Annotated in this window: 9 protein-coding genes; 8 read left to right on the top strand and 1 reads right to left on the bottom strand. The window is 58.6% G+C overall.

Annotated elements, in window-relative coordinates; genetic code table 11:
* From AB0G11_RS48555 to AB0G11_RS48530, 6 genes are all read left to right on the top strand, one after another.
* Nucleotides 1-86: integrase core domain-containing protein (locus AB0G11_RS48555; RefSeq protein WP_357587182.1), on the top strand; the 86-nt coding region annotated here is incomplete at its 5' end.
* A 252-nt stretch (nt 87-338) separates the two neighbouring features.
* Entirely contained in the window at nt 339-734 is a 396-nt protein-coding gene (locus AB0G11_RS48550) for a hypothetical protein (RefSeq protein WP_357594047.1), read from the top strand.
* Between the two features lies 1 nt (nt 735).
* On the top strand, nt 736-2274 hold the full coding sequence (locus AB0G11_RS48545; RefSeq protein WP_357594045.1) for a hypothetical protein: 1539 nt from the start codon (nt 736-738) through the stop codon (nt 2272-2274).
* Between the two features lie 721 nt (nt 2275-2995).
* Nucleotides 2996-3424, top strand: a complete 429-nt coding sequence (locus AB0G11_RS48540) for a tyrosine-type recombinase/integrase (protein ID WP_357594049.1) — start codon at nt 2996-2998, stop codon at nt 3422-3424.
* Nucleotides 3425-3933: 509 nt separating this feature from the next.
* Nucleotides 3934-4770 (top strand): hypothetical protein, encoded by an 837-nt coding sequence (locus AB0G11_RS48535; RefSeq protein WP_357594043.1) that lies wholly within the window; start codon nt 3934-3936, stop codon nt 4768-4770.
* A gap of 43 nt (nt 4771-4813) precedes the next feature.
* Nucleotides 4814-5416: a hypothetical protein gene (locus AB0G11_RS48530; protein ID WP_357594041.1), complete on the top strand. Its 603-nt coding sequence runs from the start codon at nt 4814-4816 to the stop codon at nt 5414-5416.
* Nucleotides 5417-6031: 615 nt separating this feature from the next.
* Here AB0G11_RS48530 and AB0G11_RS48525 read toward each other — a convergent pair.
* A complete protein-coding gene (locus tag AB0G11_RS48525; RefSeq protein ID WP_357594039.1) occupies nt 6032-7201 on the bottom strand; it encodes a helix-turn-helix transcriptional regulator in 1170 nt (389 codons plus the stop codon).
* 167 nt (nt 7202-7368) lie between these two features.
* Here AB0G11_RS48525 and AB0G11_RS48520 point away from each other — a divergent pair, with 167 nt between their 5' ends.
* Entirely contained in the window at nt 7369-7686 is a 318-nt protein-coding gene (locus AB0G11_RS48520) for a hypothetical protein (RefSeq protein ID WP_357594037.1), read from the top strand.
* Nucleotides 7687-7978: 292 nt separating this feature from the next.
* Entirely contained in the window at nt 7979-8359 is a 381-nt protein-coding gene (locus AB0G11_RS48515; protein ID WP_357594035.1) for a transcriptional regulator, read from the top strand.
* Nucleotides 8360-8432: the final 73 nt, after the last annotated feature.

Here is an 8432-nt window from a genome sequence, read left to right as displayed (position 1 = left end):
CCTGGCTCGAGCACTACAACACCACCCGGCCACACACAGCCCTCGGCGGCCGACCACCGATCAGCCGACTGACACCAAGTTCATGACCAAGTACATCTAGGGCATCCACGTGTCATCTCCTCGCCTGCTTCGAAGGTCTCACGTCGACAGCTCCGGAGTCCACTGTGGGGACAGATACCGACTCTCCGGTGCGGACGGCGGTAGCGGCTGCTGAGCGCTGCCTCCGGTATCGGCGCCACCTTCCGCCAGCATCTCCCTGATTCCGAGGTATCTGGCGAGATACACCTTTGAAAGCCTTGTACGTAAACGGACGTGCAACACTCCTTCTCTCTGGAACGATGCACAAGCAAGACGCAGTCGTCCTCATCCACAGGCAGAGCAGGTGGATCACCGAGTCGAGCGGAGGCATCATCGTGCAAGTCAATAATTTCGGATCAGTCGCCAATCAGACCAATATCGACCACAGCATCTCCTTCCCTCAAGCTGATATCCAAGCCGGGATCGGGAAACTCAAGCAATTGATCGCAACCGGATCTATTCCGGAGACCGTGGGGACGGAGATCGTCGCCGAAGTCGAGGAGAGCCTGGACGAGGCAGATGGGCGACCCACCAGCCGTCTCAAAGCTTCGCTGCTGAGGCTTCGAGACATGCTCGCAGTCGGAGGGGCCTCCGCCGATGATGTGGCCAAAGTCGCTGGCGCGGTCACCGCAGTATCGGAGATCATCGGCGGATGAAATGACGAATCTCGCCAACGACAAGGATACTGCTAGCCCTGACCCGAGCGAGATGCAAGTAAATAACCACGCCCCAGTCACCCACCAGCAGAACATCGAAAACTTCTACTCGGAAAGCCGAAAACCGCAGGATTATCTTGATGCGGCTCGCCGAGCACTGGCGGAGCAGCAGTGGGGACAGGCTTGCCAACACTACGCGGAGTACCATAAGCGCGAACCGCCCTCCCCGCCTAGGAAGATGGCCGAGACGCGAACAGAGCATGCCTTTGCCAAATTACATGGGAGGCGTCCTCGAGCCCATCTAGATCAGACTCAGAATGAGATTTACATGCTGCTGGCCAAAGCTCACGAACTCGATCCAGGCTCAGCGGCAGCCGCCGTTCTCATGGCCATCTACAACGAAGACCTCGATCACGCTTTTCTTCGCGAGGGAGGATTCTCTGACGAGGCTCAAAGGGCGAGCACGAATCTGGACCTAGAGTGGGCACGACGCATTGTGACGACAATCAAGGTTCATGAATCACCAACGTGGCAAGCCCTCGATCAACGGCTGACCCCCGGCGGCACTGTACCGATTCGCGTCCTGTCACTCAGCGATGATGAACGAGTCGAACGCGAGCATCGTATGCGCACCCTGTTCACACCGGTGCCAGCCGTACCGGTACGGGAGCTCCGCCTGAGTCCCCTCTATGGGCTTCTTCCTTTGGTCGGCGGTAGCGTCATTCTCTGGGTCGCCATCACGCTCTTGACGGCGTACGGCAGTCCTTTGCGGTCACTGCTGTCACCGGCTCCGTATATTGGCATCACTGGCGTCGCTACTGTTTCGCTCGGCGGTTGGTTAACCTTTAAAGCCGTGTTCGCCAACTGGTGGCACAACCGTCTGTTTAATCGCGCCATGAATGAGTATCGTGAGAAGGTACGCATATATGAGGAAAACCTTCCTTCGGATGCACAGATCAGCCGATGGTTGAAGCATGACGTCAATGTCATCGTCGATCGCGCACTCACGCGTCTGGGCATCGTGATGGAGGAGTTGCATAACACCGGACGGATTACCGACCCGCTCGTTATCGTAGGTCCTGCTGATCCTCCAAAAACTAAGCTGGTACGGCACCACCGGGTCGGGGACGGCTATATCGCGTCCCGTTATACCGTCTTCGTTGTATGTATGGCGGATCAAAAGCTAGGCGCATATCGCACGGTGTTGGATTCCATCACCGGCAAACGGGAGCCTGAAGAACAAACTAGCGAATACCGATACCGGGATATCGTTTCGGTTAATGTGCACACTGTTCGACTGGACCTTCCGCCCGACGCGAAGAAAACCGACGACGCCGAACCCACTTACGCTTTCGTGGATGCACGGGAGGAAGACACCGTGGCTGAGCGGTTCACCCTCATCGTGCCAGGAGACCGCTTCACCGTAACGACCAAGGTCAGCACAGATGACGGAAAAGGATCGCGTGTCGACTTTTCACGGGCGGATCGTGCACTAGCCGCCATTCGACGACGTATCGCGGCTAGCACTAGGCCGATCTAAACTCTTACGCCATGGCGACAGATTATGGTTCGACCTCCAAGCAATGCACAGACACCACTGTGTACGTATTTTCGATGCTTGACACATGAAGAGCGAGCCTACCGAGCACGATAGCGATATCACGCGAGTATGTGCACGGCAGACGGACTCCAGAGCAATGAGATTCCCCGAGGCGGACGCCGTGGTCATCTCCTCGTCGGGCAGGTGTAGCCATACCGGTCCACGCGCCAGGGCAAGCCGTCGTTCGCGTGTACATGTGTCCCGGTGAACTTCCTCGTGGGCTGGTTGTCCTGCCCGCACACGGCGGCTTGCCCTGGTGTGGCTGGTCTGGTGTCCCTTGTGGTGCCCGGCGAGGAGATGACCACGCCCGACCCTACCTCCTTCACATTGGCACAGGGTCTTGGCCATCTCCGAGGAGGGCCGGGGCTTGGGGCGGAGCCCCAAATTCCCTTTCGCCACCCGGGTAGATGCCTCGTGCGGCTGCTCCGTTCATGAACTCCGATCGAGCGCTGCGGGAATCGGTGAACGCTGAGGAGGAGCGGGCGCCAGGACGTAGCCAAGTCCACCATGGTCGGATGTGCCGCTTGCCGGCACGCGCGCCGCCGCGGCGGGACCGGCCGAAGAGCCGCAGCCCGCCGCGAGCGAGCGCGCAGGGCCAGGGCTTCGTGTTGGTGTCTTGCGGTGGCGCGCTGTTGGTAAGCGGACAGGAGTAGCGGTGGCCATGGCAGGCCCGGCGTTGATCCTCGGTGAGTTGCCGGTCTCGTGGCCTGATGGGGTCATGGTGAAGCGTCGTGCGTGGTACCAGCTCGTCTCGGCACTCCCCCGCTCGTGCTCGCGGGTGGAGCGTTGCCCAGTCCTGGACGTCCTCAAGCCTGCGATCCTCACGGCCGGGGTGCCGGCGGACATGACGTTTCACGATCTGCGGCACACCTTCGCCAGTACGGCGCTGGCCGAGGGCGTGCCTATCTCCGAGGTGTCCCGGTGGCTGGGGCATGAGTCCATCACCACGACCGTAGACCTGTACGGGCACCTGGTTCCGGAAGCCTCCGAGCGGGCGCGTACGGCGCTCAACAATGCCTTCGCCGCTGAGCTGGCTTCCCGCGACTGTGCCCCTGTTGTGCCCTCCGAGGGCTTCGACGCTGCCGATTGAGCGTTTTCCCGCAGTTCAGAGGGATGTTTGGGGGGACGAGCCGGCCTGTAGGCCGGGTTCTGGTCGCAGGGTTGCGTTGACCTGGCGTTGATCGCCGATCTGGGCTCTGAGCTGGGAAATTGTCTTCTAGCAGTTGTCAGCAGCTTCCGGTCTCTTCTGGGCTGTGGCGGAACAGAGACGGAACAAGATCCCTGATGAGGCGGGCGCTTAGAGCAGGCCGCTCTTGTCCGAGTCCAGCCCGGTCCCGTGACAGGACTCGAACCAGGCTCTTCCTGGTTCCAGGACTTCACACCGGTACAGAGATGGCGTTGACAGTCCGAACGAGAGCGGACCCGTTCAGATCGGTTCGCCTACGTTGGCTCCCCAAGTGGCTCCCTTGAGCGCCTCAGCCAATCACGTCCGAAGAACACAGGGCCGCATGGTGATCTTTTTGGCGAAACTGACAGCCGGATCACGGAATTGGTGGTTCGGTTGTTCAGCCGTAGCGCCGGTTGCGGTCAGGTTCCAGCATGTATCTTTGCAAGATGATGCTCCCTCAACTACCAGAGCCCCTTGCAACCATGATGCAGATGGGCATGCTAGCAGGAAGGCTCACTGAGCTACTAAGAGTCCGTTTTGTTCCGGGTGACCCTACATACCATGGACCAATCTCTAAGGGAATTGAGCAAATAGGACTCTATTTGAATGGTGGAGAAACCTTGAAGGCAAGACTTGAGGCTATCCGCTTAATGGCATTGGTCTCGGACCTCGAAGTTATTGAAAGAGAGCGGCCAGATATTTTTGAACTGCTACGAATAAAGTTAGTCAATCCACAGAGCACGAACTACTTCGGAACACGTTGTGAAGTTGCTGTCGCACAATGGCTCATTAGTCGCGTTCCCGATATTCCATTTTCCTACGACCTTCCAGGACACTCCGATTTCTCTTTTGCCCACACTGGAATAGAGTGCACCAGCGCTGTTCTAGGAACGCGATCAACCACCCTACCAGGGAACAAAATTCGTCGCAGAATACGAGCCAAGAAGTCCGAGCCTTATTGCCAGCCAAGTATAGCCTTGGTGCTTGATGTAACGGGACTCCAGCAGACTCACTACGAGGGCGAGGAAGGCATAATTGGAGTTGACCAAGCCCAGCCACACGTTCTTAGCGCGATGAAAGAGGCTTCTTTCGGATCTGTGGTAATCATCTCCATGGTAGCCGATCCAGCGACTGAAGTGATTCGACGAGTTCATGCGCGCTTTGACTCCGATAATGCCACCCCGCAGCTTATTGAGCTGCTTGACCAGGTATACCATAAGGGCCCTGAAATGGTATACGAGGGATTGTGGGGACTCAATAAGCCCTAGCAGTTCCTGCCAGCAGCCACTTAGGCAAGGGCGAAATAGACGCATGAGCGAATTCTGGTCCGGAGTCATAGCAGGTCTCATAGGAGCTATTATTGGGGGAACATTTACACTTTGGGGCGCACGGTTGCAAAGTAGGGCTACGCTGATAGCAGCACGATCAGAAATTGAGGCGGGAATCAGACAGCAGCAAGAGTCTCGACTTTTTGATTTACGCCGAGAGGCCATAGTAAAAACATTAGAAGCTGTTGCATTAGCAGACAGATCGATATCCGAGATGGTAAGAATTCACACACATAATGGTGCCGCGACTGGAAGCGACTGTACGATTAAAGATATTCCAGCGTTGGTCGCCGAGGCGACAAGAGAAATGAGCCGTTGCTATTGGACTTATCCAGCAGAACTTATTGGAGAAAACGCCAGCCACTCACTCGATAGCTTCATTAGATTCATGGATGATTTACTAAAAGAAGGTGCAGATCTTTCGAGTTATTACCCGCAGGTGCGCGGCTCTGGAGCAAAGGCACATGCAATCGATGTGGCGGGAATGTGCTCATTGGCGCTTGCGGGCTACTTCAATGGAGGCACCATCGCGGCTAATGCCTGGATAGAGTTAGATAGATCCCTGAAGGGGCTTAATAAGACATAGCTGAAAACAACTTGGCCGACATATGCAACAACAAATAACTAAATGAGTGTGGAATCTCTTACTCCGCCATCCCGTACAGCTACGCCGTTCCATCCCGTCTGCCGTCGACCCACCGCGGAGCGGCAGTGGGCCGCCGACGGAGGTGCAAGCCCGGCTTGGCGTGTCCCTGCGCCTGGGTGCCTTCCACGGTCATGGGACGCCAACGGTCACGGCCGGGCTTGCGGCGGAGGAGGCGGTCTGCTGGGCTTGCCTGGGTCGATGGCAGACGGGATGGGCTTCCACCCCAGCCACCCCACCACCGGCACAGGCGTGCAGCGCCATCCCGGAGCCGGAGCGCCCCCGCCGGAGGCACGTAGTAAGGCCGGCCCCGTGGTTGCCTCTGCTTGCGCTGAGCAGCTCGGCCCCCGTGAGCAGAACCGTGCGCCCCCAGAGCGGCCCTGTCTTCGTCCGCGCCAGCCGACCGGCGTTTTGCGGGTCGGGCATGGAGCCCAAGTGGAGTGCCCGGCCCGCGTCGCGTCGGCGGCGCGTGCGGCCCGGTCAGGGCCGCTTTAAGTATGAGAAGAAAGTTCTCACAGCTTCCGAATGACGGCTGGACTCGGTAGCCGTTGTCATCGGTTACCGAAGCGATCGCAGTAGCTCCCGAAACTCCTCGGTCTCAGGCTCGTTGGAATAGCGCTGCTCAAGCACTGCGTCCAGTTCCCCGGCGACCATGAGCAGAGAAGGAATGGACTTCCGGCCGGATTCCAACGCCTCTCGTCCAAGCGATATTGCCTGGTCTAGGTTGCCGTCTCGTGCAGCTGCTACTCCAAGCGTGAGCTGAGCTTCAGCTCTACGCATCGGCGCACGGATAGTTCCGTCTGGTCCGACCGAGTTCTCCAGCACTACGTTCGCGTGCATGACGGCAAGAGAGTCTTCCCCTGCGAGTCGATAGGCGTCCATCGCATAGAAGTCCCACTTAGCAGGGTCTACGATGAAGTGGTTATCTGTGCGCTCGGGGACTGGGAACTTACTGAGTACGGCATGACCTCGTTCAAGAGTTTCACGCAGCTTGCGAGACTCTCCAATACGCGCAAGAGCTTTGGCCTCCTGGGCGATGAGCTGCACAACGACAGAGTGATTGCGGCTGATGTCCTGTGCTGCGCATGCGGGACCGATAACGTCTCGGTATCTGCCTTGGGTGAGCGCGAACCAGGCTGACATCTCATGAGACCAGCCAATGATCTCTGTGTTGCCTGCTTCCTCCCCGAGCTTGTGAGCAGCAGTCCGAGTGACTTCAGCGGCCGTCCTAAGGCCCATGTCGTACTCCAGGCACCCTACGAGCAAGGCAAGCCAGCCGGTGGCAGTGAGGAGCTCGGTATGAGCCTTCAAGCCGACCGGCTTGCGAAGCATGCCGGCTATCCGGCGCAGCCAGTCATGCGCGTCATTTCGCAAGCTTTCCGCATCGCGATAGGCATACTCGCAGCCAAGCTCAAAGACCGTGGAGTGCAGAGCATCGATTGTTATGGCGTCCGTGTCAGACTTGTGAATCCGACTGATTAGCTCAGCGGTCTGCCAAGGACGGAGGTCTCTGTTGGCCGCAATGTCAGCGTGAGCAGCGGCGATAAGTTCGCCACGCGCGTTCAATGCGACATCGCACGCACGAGCTACCTCTTCAGACGGCGCTTTTTTGCCTGTTTCTAGCCGGGAAAGGTATCCCTTGTCGTACTTCACCTGCACCGCAAAGCGGGAAAGGGAGAGGTCGCGCTCAAGGCGGAGTTGCCTAAGCTTGTCACCGAAGATCGCCATAATCATCACCCTACGTGCAGCTTTGCTGTTGCCTCAATTGTCCTCAAGGGGTAGGCAACAGTAGGCATCGGACAACAACTACCAGTCTACGCGTGGCGGCTGTTCCATGGAGCTCGCAAGGGAGTTCGCACCACAAGGGTGCGGCCCTCGAATCGGAGGTGAGCTCTGTGAAGCTCTTGATCGACGTCATCGGCAAGTCGTTCATGGTGACGAAGGAAGCGGTCGAGAAGTCCGACCAGAACGGGCGTCAGAAGTCCGAGCGGGAGACCGGCCGACCGATGTGGGTCACGCAGGTCATGGCGCTGGACGAGACGGGCGGCGAGATGATCAACGTCACTACGGCCGGTGAAAGGCCCACGGTGACCGTTGGTTCTCAGGTCTCCCTGTTCAAGCTGGAGGCACTGCCTTGGGCGACCAACGGTCGCAACGGCGTGGCCTTCCGCGCGGCTGACATCAAGCCCGCTGGTGCTCCGGCCAGCAAGTAGACCGCATTTCCCCGACCTACGCCAAGGACAGCGTCCCGAGCTGCAGGTCGAAGCGAAGTCCGCTCACATCAAGAACACAACAGGTGATCAGTGGCCCGCATAGGGCCCCGTCGTCCGGAGAGCTTCTGCTACCTCTCCGACCTGATCTGCCTGATCTCGCCTGGGATCGGTTCTGACATTCACGTGAGGACCGATCCCGGCGATCGCCCCTAGAAGGGGCTCACCTGGCTATTCCAGGTCCGTGTTGAGCCGTAATCGGCTCAAATCCACAAACCTTAGAGGAGTCGTCATAGTGACGAACACCGCTGATTTCGCTGCGGTTTTTGTGACGCTCTACGTCGCACACAGCGTAGGAGACCACTGGGTTCAGACCCACCATCAGGCGTGCGCCAAGGGCGCACCCACAAAGGCGGGACGGCTTGCGTGCCTTCGGCACGTGGCCACCTTGACCATCACCAAGGGCATCGCGTTCGTCGCGCTCGCTCTGGCCACCGGCCTGACGACAGAGCCGTTGTCTCTGCTCGCTGGCTTTGCGGTAGACGCGCTCTCGCACTACTGGGCCGATCGCCGTACCACGCTGGCCCGTCTCGCCGAGGTCATCGGCAAAGGCGACTTCTTCCGGATGGGGCTCCCCCGTCCTGGAACTGACGACACTGAGCCATTTCCATCCTGAAGCGCCAGGTCACAAGCATGTTGCAAGCTCTCGATCTTGACCTACAAGCAGAGAAGCCCCTGGTAGATGCGTT

It is taken from the genome of Nonomuraea sp. NPDC023979 (assembly GCF_040639085.1).
Classification (GTDB): Bacteria; Actinomycetota; Actinomycetes; order Streptosporangiales; family Streptosporangiaceae; genus Nonomuraea; species Nonomuraea ceibae.
Note: the sequence above shows the minus strand (reverse complement) of the source record. Positions and strands in the feature narration are given on the sequence as shown.